We start from the raw sequence: 18,433 nt of genomic DNA, 5'->3' as shown, positions 1-18,433 counted from the left end.
GACCTTGAACGATCAAAGGGCGGCCTTCTGGCCGCCCTTTGTCATGCTGGTCTTAGCCAGCCACGGGGGCTGGGGATAGCCGACGCCTAGAGCACTTCCGCGTTTCTCCGAATCGCGGAAGTGCTCCACATCTTTATTTTATCGCATTTTCTTCACGCGAACCGGTGCCCACTTCGCTCGAAAATGCTCTAGCGGATACGGTCCGACACAATTTGTGAGAAGCTGAGCAGGCAAAGAGCCTGTATGAGCTGCAAAAGCAACGAGCCGGACAAGGCTCCGAGGATTGACCTCATGACACGCAAATACTTCGGCACAGATGGCATTCGCGGACGCGCCAATGGCGTGATCACGCCCGATCTGGCGCTGCGGGTCGGGCAGGCCACCGGCATTGCCTTCCGCCGCGGCGATCACCGCCATCGCGTGGTGATCGGCAAGGATACACGGCTCTCGGGCTACATGATCGAGAACGCCCTGGTCGCCGGCTTCACGTCCGTCGGGATGGATGTGCTGCTGCTGGGCCCGATGCCGACGCCGGCGGTGGCGATGTTGACCCGCTCGATGCGGGCGGATCTCGGCGTGATGATCTCGGCCTCGCACAATCCCTACGAGGACAACGGCATCAAGCTGTTCGGGCCGGATGGCTACAAGCTCAACGACGAGGTCGAGGCGGAGATCACCCAACTGATCGATTCCGATCTTGGCAAGCAGCTGTCGTCTTCGGCGATGCTCGGCCGGGCCAAGCGTGTCGAGAGTGCCCATGCCCGCTATATCGAGTTCGCCAAGCGCACTTTGCCGCGCAATCTTGGCCTGGACGGCTTGCGCATTGTGCTCGATTGCGCCAATGGCGCTGCCTACAAGGTTGCGCCCGAGGCGCTCTGGGAGCTCGGTGCCGAAGTCATCACCATCGGCGACGAGCCCGATGGTTTCAACATCAACAAGGATGTTGGCTCGACCAAGCCGGCGGCGCTCAGCCAGAAGGTGCGCGAGCTGCGTGCCGATCTCGGCATCGCGCTCGATGGCGACGCGGACCGGGTGCTGATCGTCGACGAGCAAGGCCAGATCGTCGATGGCGACCAGCTGATGGGCGTGATCGCACGCAGCTGGCAGGAGGACGGCCGGCTCTCGGCGCCCGGGATCGTTTCTACCGTGATGTCCAATCTCGGCCTGGAGCGCTATCTGGCGGGCCTCGGCCTGTCGATGGCGCGTACCGCGGTGGGCGATCGCTATGTGCTCGAGCACATGCGGGCCAACGGCTTTAATCTCGGTGGCGAGCAGTCCGGTCACATCATCCTCTCCGACTACGGCACGACCGGCGACGGGCTGGTCGCGGCGCTGCAGTTGCTCGCCGTGGTCAAGCGCCAGGAGAAACCGGTCTCCGAAGTCTGCCATTGCTTCGAGCCGCTGCCGCAGATCCTCAAGAACGTCCGCTACAAGCAGGGCCGTCCGCTGGAGGAGAAGCCGGTTGTCAACGCGATCAAGGCAGCCGAGCAGCTGCTCGGCGAAGGCGGGCGGCTGGTGATCCGTCCTTCCGGTACCGAGCCGGTGATCCGCGTCATGGCCGAGGGCGATGACCGCGATCTCGTCTTGCGAGCGGTCGACGAGGTGGTCGATGCCGTGACGAAGGCGGCCGCCTGAGCGTATCCCGCGGCTCCTGCGTCGTCATCCCGGGCGAGTGCCGAAGGCTCGCAGCGCTGAATTTATCGGAGGGCGCCGAGCGCTATGATGGATTTCGGCACTCCGTTGCACTCCGGCCGGAATGACGGAGCGCTGTCCTGGAGAGGTCGCCCGGTTTGGCCCCATGAAGGCCTTCGCGGACACTGACCTCTCAGGACCAATGCTGCCGTTTACGGATCGATAGGCTTAGTTTTTAAGGTTAAGTGTCGTTTAAGAAATCCATGGCAAGGTTTCCCCATCGGTAACTCGCGTGCACTTGAGTCCAGCTGCATGCAAACTCGAAGGGGCCTGCCATGCGCAGCCTGAAGACCCTTGCGCTTGCAGGCGCCATGGCCGTGAGCGCATCCGCCATCGCCAGTGCCGCAGACTTTCCGATGGCGCAGCCCGCTCCTCCGCCGCCGCCCGAACTGCGCGGCACGATCTCGTCGGGCATCTATCTGCGCGGCGATATCGGTGTCGGCGTCACCAATTTCGGCAAGTACGAGCAGGAAGACGTCCGCCAGGCGAACGGGACATGGCCTGCCAAGGAAGATCGCTCGACCTCCTTCTTCGGCGGTGTCGGCATCGGCTATCGCTTCAACAACTGGTTCCGCGTCGACGGCACGTTCGAGTATCGCGGCGGCGGCAGCTTCGGCGCGACCGACCAGGTCGACCTGGGCGGCGGAACCGTCCTGCACAACACATACAAGGGCAGCATCAGCTCGATGGTCGCCCTGTTCAACGCCTATGTCGATCTCGGCACCTGGAACTGCCTGACGCCCTATATCGGGGCTGGTATCGGCTATGCGAGCAACCGTATCCACGGCGTCACCGACCAGGGCGTCATGAGCACGTTGAACCCTGGCGGCTGGGGTCCCGGCTACAGCACGCTCGGCACCGCCAATGCGGGCACCAAGAGCGGCGTCGCCTGGGCGCTGATGGCCGGCGTCGGCTACGAGGTGAACAAGAACCTGACCCTCGAAGTCGGCTATCGCTACCTCAACCTCGGCGATGCCCAGTCGGGCCGCCTCGTCAACGCCTATGGCGGGCAGGTGCAGGGGCCGCTCAAGATCAAGGACATCGACAGCCACGACATCAAGATCGGCATGCGCTGGAACTTCGGCGAGCCCGATTGCTGTGGCCCGGTCGAGCGCCCGGTCGCCTACGCGCCGGCCCCGGTCGTCCGCAAGTACTGACCAGTCCGACCATTCGGAAAAAGAGGCCGCGCGAGCCATGCTCGCGCGGCTTTTGTTTTGGAGTCATGCTGGCGGTTGACATACTCCCATGGAGTATCCTAGCCGTATGGCATGAAGCGCCATGCCGCATAGCCCCGACGAGAAGAAACGTGCCGTCACTCGCCTGCGCCGCATCAAGGGCCAGGCGGAGGCGCTCGAACGCGCGGTCGAGTCGGGTGTGGATTGCAGTGCGCTTCTGCAGCAGATCGCCGCTTTGCGCGGGGCTGCCAACGGGTTGATGGCCGAGGTTCTGGAAAGCCATCTGCGCGAGACCTTCGGCCTTGCGCTGGGAAACGGACGCCGCGGCGAGGACGAGGCCGGTTTCGAACCCGAAGCCGAGCTCGACGGAATCATACGGATGCTGCGCACCTATCTGAAATAGGCGCGGGCGACGCACTGGAGGAGGATGCTGAGATGAAGACACGTGCCGCCGTGGCCTGGGAGGCCGGCAAGCCGCTGACGATCGAGACCATCGAGATTGGCGGGCCGAAGGCCGGCGAGGTGCTGGTCGAGGTGATGGCGACCGGCATCTGCCATACCGACGCCTATACGCTGTCGGGCCTGGATTCCGAGGGCAAGTTCCCGGCGATCCTCGGCCATGAGGGCGCCGGCATCGTGCGCGAGGTCGGTGCCGGGGTGACGACGCTAAAGCCTGGCGACCATGTCATCCCGCTCTACACGCCGGAATGCCGCAGCTGTAAGTCCTGCCTGTCGCGCCGGACCAATCTCTGCACCTCGATCCGGGCGACACAGGGGCAGGGACTGATGCCCGATGGCACGAGCCGCTTCTCCTGCGATGGCGGCCAAAGCGACGGAACGATCTTCCATTATATGGGCTGCTCGACCTTCGCGAACTTCACGGTGCTGCCGGAGATCGCGCTCGCCAAGGTCCGCGAGGACGCGCCCTTCGACAAGATCTGCTATATCGGCTGCGGCGTGACCACCGGGATCGGCGCGGTGATCTACACCGCCAAGGTTTGGCCCGGCGCAAATGTCGTCGTCTTCGGGCTCGGCGGCATCGGCCTCAACGTTATCCAGGGCGCCCGCATGGTCGGGGCTGACAAGATCATCGGCGTCGACATCAACCCGGCCAAGCGCGCCATGGCCGAGAAGTTCGGCATGACCGACTTCATCAACCCGGCCGAGATCGGCAACGACAAGGTGGTGCAGGCGATCGTCGACCTGACCGGCGGCGGCGCCGACTTCTCCTTCGACGCCACCGGCAACACCAATGTGATGCGCCAGGCGCTGGAGTGCTGCCATCGCGGCTGGGGCGAGTCGATCATCATCGGCGTCGCCGAGGCCGGCAAGGAGATCGCCACCCGGCCGTTCCAGCTGGTCACGGGCCGGGTCTGGAAGGGCACGGCCTTCGGCGGCGCGCGCGGGCGCACCGACGTGCCGAAGATCGTCGACTGGTACATGGAGGGCAAGATCAACATCGACGACCTGATCACCCACAAGCTCTCGCTCGACGAGATCAATCATGGCTTCGACCTGATGCACGAGGGCAAGTCGATCCGCTCGGTCGTCGTTTACTGAGGCAGCGACCTCGTCCTCCGGGAACGCCTGCACGCGATCGGGGTTGATCGGTGCAGGTGCATCCGGAGGGCAATCATGGCAATCAATATCGCAGCAGGGAACAGCCGCTCCGTCTTCACCCGCCTGTCGCAAGCGACGGCGCATTGGGCAGGCAAGCCGCAGACCTTCTTCGTCGCGCTCGCCATCATCGTCGTCTGGGCTGTGTCGGGTCCGTTCTTTGGCTTCAACGACACCTGGCAACTGGTGATCAACACCTCGACGACGATCGTCACCTTCCTGATGGTGTTCATCATCCAGAACAGCCAGAACCGCGATACGGCGGCGATGCAGATCAAGCTCGACGAGCTGATCAACAAGCTCGAAGGCGCGCGCGAGGAGCTGCTCGATCTCGAGGAGCTCGACGAGGACAAGCTCGAGGAGATGCGGGCCGAGTTCGAGGAGCTGGCGCGCAAGGCGCGAGCCGCTCGCGAGAAGAGCAGTTCGGCTTGAGATTTTTTCGCTGAGCCTGTCGAAATCACGGCTCGTCGCGCGTCGAGGTTGCGGAAGAGGGAAATCGGTCCTTCCTCCCGCAGCGGCCGCGGGCCGTGAGGAGCCATGCCATGCAGTACATGCTGATCTTTCGTGAAGGCACGGAGGACACTCATCCGCGCAACGATCCCGAACGGGCCCAGGCCTATTGGGGCTCGTGGACGGCCTATATCGAGGCGCTCAACCAGGCGGGCATCATCGTCGGCGGCCGCGGCCTGCAGCCGCCGCAGACCGCGACGATGGTCCGCGTTCGCAACGGCCAGCGGCAAGTCCAGGACGGGCCCTATCCCGATACCAAGGAACAGCTCGGCGGCTACTATGTGCTGGAGGTCGACGATCTCGACGTCGCGCTCGACTGGGCGGCGCGCAGCCCGGCGGCGAGCCAGGGCTCGGTCGAGATCAGGCCGATCCTGATCGTGCCGGGGACGGCCGAGTTTGCCTGAGCGGCGACCGGACGAAGCGCGGGCGGCAGCCGAGCATGCCGCCCGCAGCTCCTATGGGCGGCTCCTCGCCACGCTTGCCCGGCAATGGCGGGACCTTGCCGCGATCGAGGATGCGCTCGCCGATGCCTTCCGCTCCGCCATCGAGCACTGGCCGGCAGCGGGCGTGCCGGCCCGGCCGGAGGCCTGGCTGCTCGCCAGCGCCCGCAACGCCCTGATCGACGGCGTCCGCCGCGGCCGCGTGCGCTTTGACGCGGCGCCGACGCTGGCGCTGCTAGCCGAAGCGGACGAGGCCGCGGGGGCGAGCCTGTTCCCGGATGAGCGCCTGAAGCTGCTCTTCATCTGTGCCCATCCGCAGATCGATGCCGCGGTGCGGCCGGCGCTGATGCTGCAGACCGTGCTCGGCCTCGATGCCGCGCGCATCGCCGCCGCTTTCCTGACCTCGCCGGCCGCGCTCGGCCAGCGGCTCGTCCGCGCCAAGGCGGGGATACGTAATGCCGGGCTCGTCTTCGCCGTGCCGGAGCAGGCGGAACTGCCGGAGCGGCTGCATTGCGTGCTGCAGGCGATCTACGCCGCCTATGGCAGCGGCTGGGAGGATGTCGCGGGCGCTGATCGCAAGCGCCAGGGCTTGACCGAGGAGGCGATCTTCCTGGCGCGGCTGGTCACGAGTCTCTTGCCCGCCGAACCGGAAGCGCGGGGCCTGCTCGCGCTCATCCTGCATTGCGAGGCCCGCCATGCGGCAAGACGCGATGCGCAAGGCGCCTTCGTGGCGCTGTCCGAGCAGGATACGCACCTGTGGTCGGGTGAGTTGATCGCTGAGGCCGAGCGTGAACTGGCCGCCGCCTCGCGTCTGGGGCGCCTGGGCCCGTTTCAGCTGGAGGCGGCGATCCAGTCGGTCCATGCTGGTCGCGCCCGCACCGGCCGGACCGACTGGCATGCGCTGGCGCAGCTCTATGAAGGCCTTGTGCAACTCGCGCCGACGCTCGGAGCGCTGACTGGCCGCGCCGCCGCCTTCGCCGAGGCATTCGGGCCGCAGCGCGGGCTGCTACTGCTGGCCGAATTGCCGGAGGTGCAGGCTGCCGGCTACCAGCCCTATTGGGCGCTGAAGGCGCATCTGCTGGTTCGAGCCGGCAAGGCTGCTGCGGCGCGGGAAGCCTATAGCCGAGCCATCGGCCTTGCCGAGGATCCGGCCGTGCGCAGCTTTCTGCAAAAGGCGCAGGAGCGCGCCGGCAGCTAGCTGCCATCGGCGCCGCTGGACGCTGGCGGGCGTGGCGCTATCCTTCCCTTGCGCAATGCGGCGCGAATCTGCCGGAGACGGACGCCATGCGGGGGGCTGGTCGGCGCAGGCTTAGTCTGGCGATGCTGGCCTGTGTCGTTGCGAGCGCGTCCGCCGGCGCGGCCGAGCCGCTGCTCGATGTCCAGGATGTCGCCACGCTGCGGCGCCTTGAAGCAACCGGCTATGCGCTATCCGATGTGCTTGGCAGTGGCCGGGCTGGAAGCACGGCCGATCTCGCCCGCGACAGTTCGGCTTTTCGGACCATTGCTGGCCAGGTCGGCGAGGACGTCACGGCGCTGCGCGCCGAGATGCTGGTCAATGGCCGCCGGCTCTACGAGGTCACCGACGGCAATGTCGGGCGGGTGATCGACCTGCGCTGGCTGCGCTCGCCGATCGCGCGCTTCCAGTTGGCCGCCGTGGTCAACCGGCTCGACCGGCAGGACTTCGCGGCGCTGTTAGGGGAGAGCAGCTGCGGCGAGGTGCGCCTGATCTACCGGCTCGCCTATGCCTTCGACGATGCGAAGCTGAAGCGCCGGCTGGCCTCGCGCTTGCCGTTCACACTCAACGCCGTCTTCAGCGTCAAGGCGGGAGGGGGTGGCTCCTGCCGTGAGGCCGCGCAGGCCTGGCAGATCGCGCCCGGCGGCGACCCGGCCGCGCTGGCGCGGCAACTCGCCAGCGGGCCGCTTTCGAAGCAGCGGATCAGCCTCAAGCAAGTCGAGCTCAACGCCCAGATCGTGCGTTTCCCGTCCGGGATGGAGACCGAGTTCGGCGGGCAGGCGGCCTATCTGCAGCGCATCTTTGCGGCCTCCAAAGGCGAAGGCGGCCTCACGCTCAAGCCCAAGCCGCTTGAGAACACGCCGGATGTGGCAAGGCTGAAGAGCGATGCCGCGCTCCGACAGGAGCTGATCGACTACGTCCGGACCAATCTCCCGGCGATCGACCGGGGCGTCTATCAGATTCCTGAGCGCTTCCTGGCGACGAAAGCGATCTCCTACTCGACCTTCGGCAGCGCCCGGCTGGCCAATCACCCCTTCACCGAGGCCGTTCCGGCGAGCGCGCTGACAGGGCTCGATTTTCGCGCCACCCGGTTCGTGCGCAACGAGAAGGCGCTGCTGGAGCGGCTCGACAACGGCTCCTGCATGGGCTGCCATCAGGCCGGCGCCACCGCCGGCTTCCACATGTTCGGGCTCGACGACGGCTCGACCTCGGCGCTGAACCGGATCAAGACCGGCATCTCGCCGCACTTCTACGCGGAAGGTTTTCGCCGCGCGGCCTATGTCGCAGCGGTCGCCGACGGCTCCGAGCCGGAGCGTTATCGCCCACCGTCTTTCGCGCCGCCGGCAACCTGGCAGGCGGGCCGGAGCTTCGCGTATCGGCAGGCGGCGCTGACCATGCCCTGCCTGACGGGCGAGAGTGCGAAAGCCTTCGGCGAGGGCTGGGGCTGCGCAGCGGGCTCGGCCTGCAAGCCGCTGGTCGAGAGCAAGGCGGTCGGGATCGAGTTCGGCCAATGCGTCAGGCTGGAGGAGGCCCGCAACTTCTCCGGCCAGCCCTGCCTGACGGGTGTGATCACCACCGCCGTCGGCAGGCCCTATCTCGACCGCTACCGCAAGACTGGGCAGTTCGGCGCCTTCGCAACGGGCTTCTCGCAGACCGCCTTCAACTGCCGACCTGCCAAGATTGGCGTTCCCGCCGGGATGGCTTATCGCCAGTGCACCCCGGGCGACAGGACCTTCGAGGGCTTCGCCAATGGCAAGGTACCGGATGAGATTTGCGGGCTCGCCGGTGGCAAGGCCTTCGACGACTGCGTCGCGACCAACCGTTTCGACGACTGCCTGTCGAAGGCGGTGACGCGTGGCAATCGTGGCACCTGCAGCGCCACCAGTTTCTGCCGCGAGGACTATATGTGTCAGGCGATCCCGGACGACGTGCCGGGCGCGACCACGACGGTCAGGGATTACGGCTTCTGCTCGCCGACCTATTTCCTGTTCCAGATGCGGATCGACGGCCACCCAGATCCGCAAGTGCGGCTATAGCCTTCAGCCTGCCAGAACGAAATCGAAGCGGCCAAGCTGGCCGCCTTCGGCCGGACGCAGACTCATGAGCAGCTTCTGGTCGAACAGGCCGTCGCGGCGATTGCCGGGCTCGTCGGGGAAATAGAGTTGGGTGGTGAGGATCGGGCTCTGGCCGCCTGCTCGCACCTTCACATGGAGATGGCGGGTGCGGCCGGTATAGAGCCCCGGCGTGCGGGTGACGAGCTGGTAGCGCCCCTGCCGGTCGGCGAAGAGATGGCCGCGGAAGCGGAAGCCGCGATTGTCATATTGGCCGGACGTATCGGCGTGCCAGAAATCGAGCAGGGCGCCGGGGAGCGGCCGGCATTGCCGGGTCAGCACGAAGCCGCTCAGCACCAGCAGCGTGCCGTCACCATCGCTGCGCAGATCGGCGCGTTGCGGCGAGGATGGCGTGAAATAGGGGCCTTCGGTCTGGCGCGGGGTTGCGTTGGCGTGTCCTGCGCAGGCCGGCGTCGCCAGGAGCTCAGCGCCCTGTGCCAACGCCTCGGCCGGGAGGGCGAGGCTTGCGAAGCCCGCCGCCGAGAGGCGTGCGAGCAGGTCGCGGCGACTTGGACCGTCCGTCATGGCGTCTCCCTTGCACCTTGCATCGCCATTCTTGCCATGCCGGCGATGTCGGATTTCGGGCAGAGGCGAGGCCTCGCCGAACTGTGATGGCGGGGAGGGCGTGAAGTCTTCTGTGGGCACATTGCGCCCATGTGCCCGGGCGCTGGCGATTGCCGGCGCTTTTCGGCATAGATCATCGCGCGTCCGAGTGGACGCGGTCACGATGATCTATCGCACTGTTGTCGCATCGGATTCTTCCGAAAAGTGGATTCCACTTTTCGGTCCGATGCTGTAGTCCGCCCCGCGAGGAATTGGCCGGCAGAGGCGTTCCATCCGACGAGACGATGAGGGACGAGATGTCGACCGATATCGAGATCGCCCGCGCGGCGACGCTTCAGCCCATCGGCACGATCGCCGAGGCGGCCGGCATCCCTGATGCGGCTCTGCACCCCTATGGCAAATACATCGCCAAGGTCGATACCGGCGCTATTCCCGATTTCGCCGAGAAGCCGGACGGCAAGCTCATCCTCGTCACGGCGATCAGCCCGACGCCGGCCGGCGAGGGCAAGACCACGACGACGGTCGGCCTCGGCGACGGGTTGAAGCGCTTGGGCAAGCGCACCATGATCGCGCTGCGCGAACCCTCGCTCGGCCCCTGCTTCGGGCAGAAGGGCGGGGCGGCCGGCGGCGGCTATGCCCAGGTCGTGCCGATGGAGCAGATCAACCTGCATTTCACCGGCGATTTCCACGCCATCACGAGCGCCCACAATCTGCTGGCGGCGATGCTCGACAACCATGTCTACTGGGGCAATGGGCTCGATCTCGACGAGCGTCATGTCGCCTGGCGGCGCGTGGTCGACATGAACGACCGGGCGCTGCGCTCGATCGTCTCCTCGCTCGGCGGCGCGACCAACGGCTTCCCGCGCGAGGACGGCTTCGACATCACCGTCGCCTCCGAGGTGATGGCGATCTTCTGCCTCGCCAAGGACCTTGCCGATCTGGAGGAGCGGCTCGGCCGCATCGTCATCGGCCGCACCCGCAGCAAGCGCCCGGTCACCGCGGCCGAGCTCAATGCCCAGGGCGCGATGACCGTGCTGCTGCGCGATGCGCTGATGCCGAACCTGGTGCAGACGCTGGAGGGCACGCCGGCCTTCGTCCATGGCGGGCCCTTCGCCAATATCGCCCATGGCTGCAATTCGGTGATCGCGACGCGCGCCGCGCTGAAGCTGGCCGACTATGTCGTGACCGAGGCCGGCTTCGGCGCCGATCTCGGGGCCGAGAAGTTCTTCGACATCAAGTGCCGCAAGGCCGGGCTGAAGCCGGATGTCGCGGTGGTGGTCGCGACCGTGCGGGCGCTGAAGATGCATGGCGGTGTCGCCCGCGACATGCTCGGCACCGAGAACCTGAAAGCGCTGGAGGCGGGCCTGTCCAACCTCGCCCGTCATGTCGAGAACATCAGAAAGTTCGGCGTGCCGGCGATCGTCGCGATCAACCATTTTACCAGCGACACGCCGGCTGAGCATGCGCTGATCCAGCACTATTGCCGCAATCATCTCGGCGTCGAGGCGGTGATCTGCCGGCATTGGGCTGAAGGAGGGGCGGGCACCGCCGAACTCGCGACCAAGGTCGCGGCGCTGACCGACGGTGGCGAAGCGGATTTCGCGCCGCTCTATCCCGACGCGATGCCGCTGCGCCAGAAGCTCGAGACGATCGCGCGTGAAATCTATGGTGCGGCCGGCATCTCGATGGACGCCAAAGTGACCGCCCGCTTCGCCGAGCTGGAGGCGGCCGGATATGGCAACCTGCCGGTCTGCGTTGCCAAGACGCAGTATTCCTTCTCGGCCGATCCGACCTTGCGCGGGGCGCCCTCGGGCCACACCGTGCCGGTGCGCGAGCTTCGGCTCTCGGCCGGCGCCGGCTTCGTCGTCGCGATCTGCGGGGATATCATGACCATGCCCGGCCTGCCGCGGCAGCCGGCGGCGGAGCGGATCTATATCGACGCGCATGGCCAGATCGAGGGGCTGTTCTAGTCGCCCGCCACATTCGTCAACGAAGTGTAAACCATATCGCGGCCACCATGCGTCCCGTGCGATTCCGAGCATGTCGGAAAGCGCGGGAGATGCCGACGAGATGAGTTTGCTGACCGCCTGGACCAATTCGGGCCTGAAGGCGCGCGTGCTCGTGCTCGTCCTGGCGACACTCGTCGCGATCGCGGTGCCGGCGTCCGGCATCTTCCTCTGGATCGTCAACGGCACGGTGGTGAAGCTCGGCACGCTCTTCGCCGAGAAGCAGATCCTGTTCGATCGCTATCGCGGGCTGGAAGCGCTGATGCGCGAGGTCTCGCTGGCCGAGACGGTGGCTCGCGCCCCGGTGATCGTCGAATGGGCGCAGGACGAGACCGATCCGGAGAAGGCCAAGCGCGGTCTCGCCGAGCTCGAGCACTACCGGCTCTCCTTCACCGACCGCAGCTATTTCGCTGTCGTCGACAAGAGCGGCCACTATTATTTCAACGACAAGGACAACACCTACGAGCGCAACCGGCTGCGCTACACGGTCTCGCCGGACGCTCCCCAGGACGTCTGGTATTTCAAGACCCGCGCGCTCGGCAAGGGCTGCCATCTCAATGTCAATCGCGATGAGGTGCTGTCGGTCACCAAGGTCTGGATCAACTGCATCATCCAGAAGGATGGCAAGGTCCTCGGCCTGATCGGCACCGGCGTCGACCTGACCCAGTTCATCAAGGAGGTCGTCGAGTTCCCGCAGACCGGCGTGCAGAGCATGTTCGTCGACCTGCAGGGCGCGGTGCAGGCGCATCGCGATCCGCGCGTCGTCGACTTCCACAGCCTGACCAAGGACGCCACGGCGAAGAAGACGATCTTCCGCTTGCTCGACGAGGAGGGCGACCGCAAGGCACTCGCCGAGATGATGCAGCGTGTCGCCAAGGGCGAGGCTCTGGTGCTCTCCCGCTTCATGCAGATGGACGGGCACGAGGTGCTGGTCGGCGTCGGCTTCCTCGACCGGCTCGGCTGGTTCAACGTCACGGTGATGGATGTCGACGCCATTATCGACCGCAAGCTGTTCGCACCGATCGCCGGGCTGATGGTGGCGATCCTCGTTGCCGTGGCCGGGCTGATGACCTTCCTGTTCAAGCGCAAGGTGCTCGACCGGCTGGCATGGGTCGAGCAGGGCGTCACCAGAGTCCGCGCCGGCGACTTCACCGCCGTCGCCAAGGAAGACGGCAATGATGAGATCGCCCGGCTGTCGCGCGCTTTCAACGAGATGGCCCAGGCCGTCGGCGACAATACCGGCCGGCTCGAGGCGATGGTGCGCGAGCGCACGCAGAAACTGGAAGAGCTGGCGCAGCACGATCCGCTGACGTCGGTGCTGAACCGTCGCGGCTTCGAGGAGGCCTTTGCGCGTGAGCAGAACCGGGCGCAGCGCAACGGCACGGCCTGTGGCCTGATCATCGTCGATCTCGACCGCTTCAAGCTCGTCAATGACGATTATGGTCACCGCGCCGGCGACGAGGTGCTGGTCGCCTGCGTGCGCCGGATGCTTCCGGCCCTGCGCAGCTACGACGCCTGCGCGCGCTGGGGCGGCGACGAGTTTATCCTGCTGATCAGCGACTGCACGGCGCGGTCGCTGGCGGTGATCGCGAACAAGATCGCGGCGCTGCTGCGCGAGGCACCGATCGTGCTCAGCGACGGGCAAGCGGTGCCGATGACGGCGAGCCTGGGGGCGGCCATGGCGCTGCCCGAGGACAGCCTGACCGATGCTGCCGCTCGCGCCGATGCGGGACTCTACCGCGTCAAGCACGGCGGCCGCGACGGCGTCGCGATTGATGAGACGGGTGCGATGTTGCGGCAGGTTGGGTAGGCGTCATTCTCGGGCGGAGCGAAGCGCAGACCCGAGAATCTCATGACGAGTAGCTGGATTCAGAGATGCTCGGGTCGAGCCCGAGCATGACGGTCTTCCTCAGAACGTCAACTGCACCTTCATCGCCTTCGACTTGTCGGCAGCGAGGTCGAAGGCCTCGACGGCGCGCTCGATCGGGATCGAGGCGGTGAGCAGCGGCGAGAGGTCGATGCGGCCCGATGCGATCAGCTCGACCGCCCAGTCGAACTCCTCGTGGAAGCGGAAGGAACCGCGCAGGTCGAATTCCTTGGCGACGACGACGTTCATCGGAATGGTGAAATTGCCGCCGACGCCGATCTGGACGATGACCGCGCCAGGCCGCAGCGCATCGAAGGCGCCGGTCAGCGCATGCTGGTTGCCCGAGCATTCGAACATCACGTCGAAGGCGCCCTTCTCGGCGCCGTAATCGGCTTTCAGCCGCTCCGGCTGCGCCATGACGTTGATCGTGGTCGTCGCGCCCATCTTGAGGGCGGTCGGCAGCGGGCCGTCGACCACGTCGGTGACGACGATCTCGGAGGCGCCGGCGGCGCGGGCCGCGACCACCGTCAGCACGCCGATCGGGCCGGAGCCGGTGACGAGGACGCGCTTGCCCAGCAGCGCGCCGGCGCGCTTGACCGCATGCAGGCAGACGGCGAGCGGCTCTGCGAAGGCGGCCTGCGCCGCGCCGACATGAGCCGGCAGCTTCACCGCCTGGCGCTCCTCGATCACCAGAATCTCGCGGAAGCCGCCCTGGACATGGGGGAAGCGCATGGCGCTGCCATAGAAGAGCATGTCGAGGCAGTGCTGCTGCTGGCCCGCCTGGCAATAGCGGCAGCGGCCGCAGGCCCGGCTCGGGTTGACCGCGACGAGATCGCCCGGCTTGACCCGGCTGACCTCGGTGCCGACCGCCTCGACGATGCCGGCGATCTCGTGACCGAGGATCAGCGGCTCGCGCACGCGGATCGTGCCGAAACCGCCATGGAGGTAGTAGTGGAGATCGGAGCCGCAGATGCCGCCGGCCTTGATCGCGACCTTGACGCCGAGCGGGCCGAGCTCCGGCACCGCTGCATCCTCTACCCGCAGGTCCTTCTCGGCATGGATCACGACGGCGCGCATGGCGGAACTCCTGATAGGGCGGCAGCCATGCGGCTGCGGCACGTCTGGCCGGTTGTCTAATCGTTTTAAACCGCTTACCCAACCCTTGAGACACTCACAAGCGGCAAGATCACGCTACGGACCGGGAGGATAGGATGTCGCTCAATCTGTTCAAGCTCGACAGGCGCATCGCGCTGGTCACCGGTTCCGGCCAGGGCATCGGCCTTGCCATCGCCGAGGGCCTCGCTGCCGCCGGTGCCCATGTCGTGCTGAACGGACGCGATGCCGGCAAGCTGGAGAAGGCACGCAGTGCCATCGCAGCGGCTGGCCACAAGGCCTCCGTCGCCGCCTTCGACGTCACCGACCAGAAGGCTGTCGAGGCCGGCGTCGCCAAGGTCGAGGCCGAGATCGGGCCGATCGACATTCTGGTCAACAATGCCGGCACGCAGAAGCGCGGCGCCTTCGTCGAGTTCCCGGCCGAGGACTGGCACTTCCTGATGGCGACGAACCTGCACTCGGTGTTCTACGTCACCCAGGCGGTCGCCAAGCGCATGGCCCCGCGCGGGCGCGGCAAGATCGTCAATATCGGCTCGGTGATGAGCAAGCTCGGCCGGCCGAGCATCGTGCCCTACACCGCGTCGAAGGGCGCGGTCAGCCTGATGACGCAGGGGCTCGCCGCCGAGCTCGGCAAGCACAACATCCAGGTCAATGCGATCGGGCCGGGCTATTTCGTCACCGAGCTGAACCAGGCGCTGCTCGCCGACGAGACCTTCTCGAACTGGGTCAAGAGCCGCGCCCCGGTCGGCCGCTGGGGCGAGACCAGGGAACTGGCAGGCGCGGCGATCTTCCTGTCCTCGGAAGCCTCCGACTATGTCAGCGGCCACCTGCTGATGGTCGATGGCGGTTTGACCGCGGTGGTGTGAACCAACTGCCCTCATGCTCGGGCTTGACCCGAGCATGAGGGCGGATCCGGCCTAAGCCTTCAAGAACGCATTCTGCGGGAAGAGGATCTTCCGCGCCTCGTCGTCGACCTCGGTCTTCCAGGTGAATTTGTCCTTGAGCGCGACGGCGCGCTGCGCCGCCGGTCGGGCCGAGATCTCGTCGAGATGGCGGCGGACGTTGGTGAGCTTGGCGAAGGCCTCGTCGCCGAGCGCGAACTGCGCCCGCGTCGCCCAGCCCCAGACTGCCATGTCGATCAATGTGTAGTCGTCGCCGAGCATGTAGCGATGCTTGCCGAGCTGGTCGTCGAGCAGGCCCCAATGCCGCTCGGCCTCGCGGGCATAGCGATTGATCGCATAGGGCACCTTTTCCGGAGCCATGCGCGAGAAGTGGACGGACTGGCCGGTATAGGGGCCGATGCCGGTAGCGATGAACATCAGCCAGGACAGCATCTGGCCGCGCATCTCGGGCGTGTCCGGCGGCAGGAACTTGCCGGTCTTCTCGGCGAGGTAGAGCAGGATGGCGTTGCTGTCGAATATCTTCACGTCGCCGTCGGTCAGGGCCGGGGTCTTGCCGTTCGGGTTGATGGCGAGGAAGTCGGGCTTGAACTGGTCGCCCTTGCGGGTATCGACCGGCATGAGCTCATAGGGCAGGCCGGCCTCCTCCAGGAAGAGTGCGATCTTCGCCGGGTTGGGCGAGGGGTGGTAATAGAAGCGGATCATCGATGGTCTCCTGGGTGGAAGGCTCAGCAGCGCGCGGCGACGTAGGGGATAAGTTCGGTCAGGGCCGAGATAGTGAGATCGGCGCCCGCGCCGAGCTGCTCCTCCTGCATGCGCAGCGCCTTGAACAGGCTCTTTGGCCCGATCACCGCTGCGCCCGATAATTCGTCGCGCAGGGCCTGCGAGGTTACACGCTCGATGCGCGCGACCGTCATGCCGTAGGCCTTGGCCCCGGCGATGTCGAAGCCGTTGGAGGAGACGAACAGGATCTGTTCCTTCGCCAGCCCTAGCCGGTCCTCGACCAGGCGATAGCCGCGCGGGTCGGGCTTGTAGGTCCTGATCTCGTCGACGCTGATCACAGTTTCCAGCAGGCCGTCGATGCCGGCCTGCCTGGTGAGATTGGTCAGCATGGCCGGGCTGCCATTGGAGAAGATGGCGAGGCGGGTCGGGGCAAGGCCCTGCAGCGCGGCCAGCGCCTCCGGATAGAGCGCCAGCGCATCATAGGCCGCGGCGATGCGGGAAAGGAGGTCGGGCGTGGCTTCCAGCCCGAGCGTCTTGAGCGTGAAGTCGAGCGAGGCCTGCGTCACGCTCCAGAAGTCCTCGTAGCGGCCCATCAGGGCGCGCAGCCAGGTGTATTCGAGCTGCTTCAGCCGCCAGATCTGGGTGACGGTCTCGCCATGGCCGGGAAAGGCATCCTCGGTGACGCCGGCGACCGACTGCACGTCGAACAGGGTTCCATAGGCATCGAAGACGACGGCCTTGATCGGCATGGTGTTTCCTTTCGTCACCCTGCTTCGCCATCCCGGGCGACCGCAGGAAGACCCGGGATCCATGCCTGAACCGTTCCGGAATGGATCCCGGCTCTGCGCCGCTGTCGCGGCTTGGCCGGGATGACTTTCCTCTGGATGATAGCGCTCGCCTTGGTCGCGCGGAGCGTGATATCCGCACAAGCACTTGTTCGCAGATGCACAGGATACGCGCATGTCCAGCCGCCCCGTCATGCTGATGATCCTCGATGGCTGGGGCTGGCGCGACGACAAGGACAACAACGCCGTCCTGCTGGCGAAGACGCCGAATTTCGACCGATTCTGGGCTTTCTCGCCGCACGCCTTCCTGCGCACCTCCGGCCTCGATGTCGGCCTGCCCGAGGGCCAGATGGGCAATTCCGAGGTCGGCCACCTCAACCTGGGCGCCGGCCGCGTGGTGATGCAGGACCTGCCGCGGATCAACCAGGCGGTCGCGGACGGCACGTTGAAGCAGGCGCTCGATGAAAGCGGGCTGATCGGCAGGCTCAAGGCCAGCGGCGGCACCTGCCATATCCTCGGCCTCGTCTCGCCAGGCGGCGTCCATGCCCATCAGGATCATGCGGTGGCGCTGGCGAAGCTCGTCGTCGCTGCCGGCGTGCCGGCGGTGATCCACGTTTTTACCGATGGCCGCGATACGCCGCCACGCTCGGCCGCCGAGTATGTCGCAGCGCTCGAAGCTGCACTGCCGCCTGAGGTCAAGGTCGCGACGCTGTCCGGGCGCTATTACGCGATGGATCGCGACAATCGCTGGGAGCGCGTCGAGCTCGCCTGGAAGGCGCTGGCGCTCGGCGAGGGCGAGCGGATGCCGAGCGCAGGCTCGGCGATCGAGGCGGCGTATGCCGCTGCCATCAACGACGAGTTCATCAAGCCGGCAGTGATCGGCGGCTACAGCGGCATGGCCGATGGCGACGGTCTGCTCAGCTTCAATTTCCGCGCCGACCGCATCCGCGAGATCCTGGCGCCGCTGCTCTTCGCCGCATTCAGCGGCTTCCCGCGGCCACGCATGCCCAAGCTCGTCGGCGCGGTCGGGATGACCTCCTACAGCTCCGAGCTCGATCCGATCATGCCGGCGCTGTTTGCGCCGCAGAGCCTCGCCAACGGGCTCGGTGAGACCGTGTCGAAGGCGGGCCTGAAGCAGATCCGCTTCGCCGAGACCGAGAAGTACCCACACGTCACCTATTTCTTCAATGGCGGGCGCGAGGAGCCGTTCGAGGGCGAGGAGCGCAGCATGACGCCCTCGCCGAAGGTCGCGACCTATGATCTGCAGCCGGAGATGTCGGCGCCGGAGCTGACCGGCAAGGTCGTCGCCGCGGTCGAGAGCGGGCAGTACGACCTCTTCGTGCTGAACTTCGCCAATCCCGACATGGTCGGCCATACCGGCGTCCTCCCGGCGGCGATCAAGGCGGTCGAGACGATCGATACCAGTCTCGGCCAGATCGCCGACGCGATCCTCGCCAAGGGCGGAGCGCTGCTGGTCACCGCCGATCACGGCAATGCCGAGCTGATGGTCGATCCCGTCACCGGCAATCCGCACACCGCCCACACCACCTTTCCGGTGCCGGTGATGCTGATCGGCGGGCAGGCGAAGGGGTTGGCAGAGGGGCGTCTCGCCGATGTCTCGCCGACGCTGCTTGCGCTGCTCGGATTGGAGCAGCCGGCCGAGATGACCGGCCAGTCTCTGCTGCGCTGAGCAGGCT

At 66.4% G+C, this 18,433-nt stretch carries 16 protein-coding genes; 12 read left to right on the top strand and 4 right to left on the bottom strand.

The window, feature by feature from the left end; all coding sequences use genetic code 11:
- Positions 1-291: 291 nt before the first annotated feature.
- From glmM to GV161_RS01045, 8 genes are all read left to right on the top strand, one after another.
- The gene (gene glmM, locus GV161_RS01080) at positions 292-1,635 is read left to right on the top strand and encodes a phosphoglucosamine mutase (RefSeq protein WP_152012247.1); all 1,344 of its coding nucleotides are present in this window, start codon (positions 292-294) and stop codon (positions 1,633-1,635) included.
- A gap of 374 nt (positions 1,636-2,009) precedes the next feature.
- Positions 2,010-2,849, top strand: coding sequence for an outer membrane beta-barrel protein (locus tag GV161_RS01075; RefSeq protein ID WP_159650091.1), 840 nt, complete (start codon positions 2,010-2,012; stop codon positions 2,847-2,849).
- 121 nt (positions 2,850-2,970) lie between these two features.
- The gene (locus tag GV161_RS01070) at positions 2,971-3,270 is read left to right on the top strand and encodes a metal/formaldehyde-sensitive transcriptional repressor (protein ID WP_152012249.1); all 300 of its coding nucleotides are present in this window, start codon (positions 2,971-2,973) and stop codon (positions 3,268-3,270) included.
- Positions 3,271-3,302: 32 nt separating this feature from the next.
- Positions 3,303-4,427: an S-(hydroxymethyl)glutathione dehydrogenase/class III alcohol dehydrogenase gene (locus tag GV161_RS01065; RefSeq protein ID WP_152012250.1), complete on the top strand. Its 1,125-nt coding sequence runs from the start codon at positions 3,303-3,305 to the stop codon at positions 4,425-4,427.
- 75 nt (positions 4,428-4,502) lie between these two features.
- Complete coding sequence (locus GV161_RS01060) at positions 4,503-4,916, top strand: low affinity iron permease family protein (RefSeq protein WP_152012251.1); 414 nt, start codon at positions 4,503-4,505, stop codon at positions 4,914-4,916.
- Positions 4,917-5,026: 110 nt separating this feature from the next.
- Positions 5,027-5,398, top strand: a complete 372-nt coding sequence (locus GV161_RS01055; protein ID WP_152012252.1) for a YciI family protein — start codon at positions 5,027-5,029, stop codon at positions 5,396-5,398.
- Complete coding sequence (locus tag GV161_RS01050) at positions 5,391-6,632, top strand: DUF6596 domain-containing protein (protein WP_152012253.1); 1,242 nt, start codon at positions 5,391-5,393, stop codon at positions 6,630-6,632. The genes GV161_RS01055 and GV161_RS01050 overlap by 8 nt, the downstream gene beginning before the upstream one ends.
- Positions 6,633-6,718: 86 nt before the next feature.
- On the top strand, positions 6,719-8,704 hold the full coding sequence (locus GV161_RS01045) for a hypothetical protein (protein ID WP_244623891.1): 1,986 nt from the start codon (positions 6,719-6,721) through the stop codon (positions 8,702-8,704).
- 3 nt (positions 8,705-8,707) lie between these two features.
- Here GV161_RS01045 and GV161_RS01040 read toward each other — a convergent pair whose 3' ends face one another.
- The gene (locus GV161_RS01040) at positions 8,708-9,304 is read right to left on the bottom strand and encodes an intradiol ring-cleavage dioxygenase (protein ID WP_152012254.1); all 597 of its coding nucleotides are present in this window, start codon (positions 9,302-9,304) and stop codon (positions 8,708-8,710) included.
- Positions 9,305-9,639: 335 nt separating this feature from the next.
- On the opposite strand from GV161_RS01040, the gene GV161_RS01035 reads away from it, so the two are divergent.
- Positions 9,640-11,313 carry a formate--tetrahydrofolate ligase gene (locus tag GV161_RS01035; protein WP_152012255.1) on the top strand — a complete coding sequence of 558 codons (1,674 nt, stop codon included), beginning with the start codon at positions 9,640-9,642 and terminating at the stop codon, positions 11,311-11,313.
- Positions 11,314-11,413: 100 nt separating this feature from the next.
- Complete coding sequence (locus tag GV161_RS01030) at positions 11,414-13,159, top strand: sensor domain-containing diguanylate cyclase (RefSeq protein WP_152012256.1); 1,746 nt, start codon at positions 11,414-11,416, stop codon at positions 13,157-13,159.
- A gap of 99 nt (positions 13,160-13,258) precedes the next feature.
- On the opposite strand, the gene GV161_RS01025 is transcribed toward GV161_RS01030, so the two are convergent.
- Positions 13,259-14,293 carry an L-idonate 5-dehydrogenase gene (locus tag GV161_RS01025; protein ID WP_152012257.1) on the bottom strand — a complete coding sequence of 345 codons (1,035 nt, stop codon included), beginning with the start codon at positions 14,291-14,293 and terminating at the stop codon, positions 13,259-13,261.
- Between the two features lie 134 nt (positions 14,294-14,427).
- Here GV161_RS01025 and GV161_RS01020 point away from each other — a divergent pair, with 134 nt between their 5' ends.
- Positions 14,428-15,195, top strand: coding sequence for a glucose 1-dehydrogenase (locus GV161_RS01020; RefSeq protein ID WP_152012258.1), 768 nt, complete (start codon positions 14,428-14,430; stop codon positions 15,193-15,195).
- Positions 15,196-15,246: 51 nt separating this feature from the next.
- Here the strand turns inward: GV161_RS01020 and GV161_RS01015 are convergent, their stop codons facing one another.
- Entirely contained in the window at positions 15,247-15,933 is a 687-nt protein-coding gene (locus GV161_RS01015; RefSeq protein WP_152012259.1) for a glutathione S-transferase N-terminal domain-containing protein, read from the bottom strand.
- Positions 15,934-15,956: 23 nt separating this feature from the next.
- The gene (locus GV161_RS01010) at positions 15,957-16,700 is read right to left on the bottom strand and encodes a haloacid dehalogenase type II (RefSeq protein ID WP_152012260.1); all 744 of its coding nucleotides are present in this window, start codon (positions 16,698-16,700) and stop codon (positions 15,957-15,959) included.
- 211 nt (positions 16,701-16,911) lie between these two features.
- On the opposite strand from GV161_RS01010, the gene gpmI reads away from it, so the two are divergent.
- Complete coding sequence (gpmI, locus tag GV161_RS01005; protein WP_152012261.1) at positions 16,912-18,426, top strand: 2,3-bisphosphoglycerate-independent phosphoglycerate mutase; 1,515 nt, start codon at positions 16,912-16,914, stop codon at positions 18,424-18,426.
- The last annotated feature ends 7 nt before the right edge of the window (positions 18,427-18,433 follow it).

Source organism: Bosea sp. 29B (assembly GCF_902506165.1).
Taxonomy (GTDB): Bacteria; Pseudomonadota; Alphaproteobacteria; order Rhizobiales; family Beijerinckiaceae; genus Allobosea.
Note: the sequence above shows the minus strand (reverse complement) of the source record. Positions and strands in the feature narration are given on the sequence as shown.

Excerpts from the sequence above, each read along its gene's own strand:
- glmM (WP_152012247.1), top strand. The coding sequence starts at position 292 with ATGACACGCAAATACTTCGGCACAGATGGCATTCGCGGACGCGCCAAT.
- GV161_RS01070 (WP_152012249.1), top strand. The coding sequence starts at position 2,971 with ATGCCGCATAGCCCCGACGAGAAGAAACGTGCCGTCACTCGCCTGCGC.
- GV161_RS01065 (WP_152012250.1), top strand. The coding sequence starts at position 3,303 with ATGAAGACACGTGCCGCCGTGGCCTGGGAGGCCGGCAAGCCGCTGACG.
- GV161_RS01060 (WP_152012251.1), top strand. The coding sequence starts at position 4,503 with ATGGCAATCAATATCGCAGCAGGGAACAGCCGCTCCGTCTTCACCCGC.
- GV161_RS01055 (WP_152012252.1), top strand. The coding sequence starts at position 5,027 with ATGCAGTACATGCTGATCTTTCGTGAAGGCACGGAGGACACTCATCCG.
- GV161_RS01045 (WP_244623891.1), top strand. The coding sequence starts at position 6,719 with ATGCGGGGGGCTGGTCGGCGCAGGCTTAGTCTGGCGATGCTGGCCTGT.
- GV161_RS01040 (WP_152012254.1), bottom strand. The coding sequence starts at position 9,304 with ATGACGGACGGTCCAAGTCGCCGCGACCTGCTCGCACGCCTCTCGGCG.
- GV161_RS01035 (WP_152012255.1), top strand. The coding sequence starts at position 9,640 with ATGTCGACCGATATCGAGATCGCCCGCGCGGCGACGCTTCAGCCCATC.
- GV161_RS01030 (WP_152012256.1), top strand. The coding sequence starts at position 11,414 with ATGAGTTTGCTGACCGCCTGGACCAATTCGGGCCTGAAGGCGCGCGTG.
- GV161_RS01025 (WP_152012257.1), bottom strand. The coding sequence starts at position 14,293 with ATGCGCGCCGTCGTGATCCATGCCGAGAAGGACCTGCGGGTAGAGGAT.
- GV161_RS01020 (WP_152012258.1), top strand. The coding sequence starts at position 14,428 with ATGTCGCTCAATCTGTTCAAGCTCGACAGGCGCATCGCGCTGGTCACC.
- GV161_RS01015 (WP_152012259.1), bottom strand. The coding sequence starts at position 15,933 with ATGATCCGCTTCTATTACCACCCCTCGCCCAACCCGGCGAAGATCGCA.
- GV161_RS01010 (WP_152012260.1), bottom strand. The coding sequence starts at position 16,700 with ATGCCGATCAAGGCCGTCGTCTTCGATGCCTATGGAACCCTGTTCGAC.
- gpmI (WP_152012261.1), top strand. The coding sequence starts at position 16,912 with ATGTCCAGCCGCCCCGTCATGCTGATGATCCTCGATGGCTGGGGCTGG.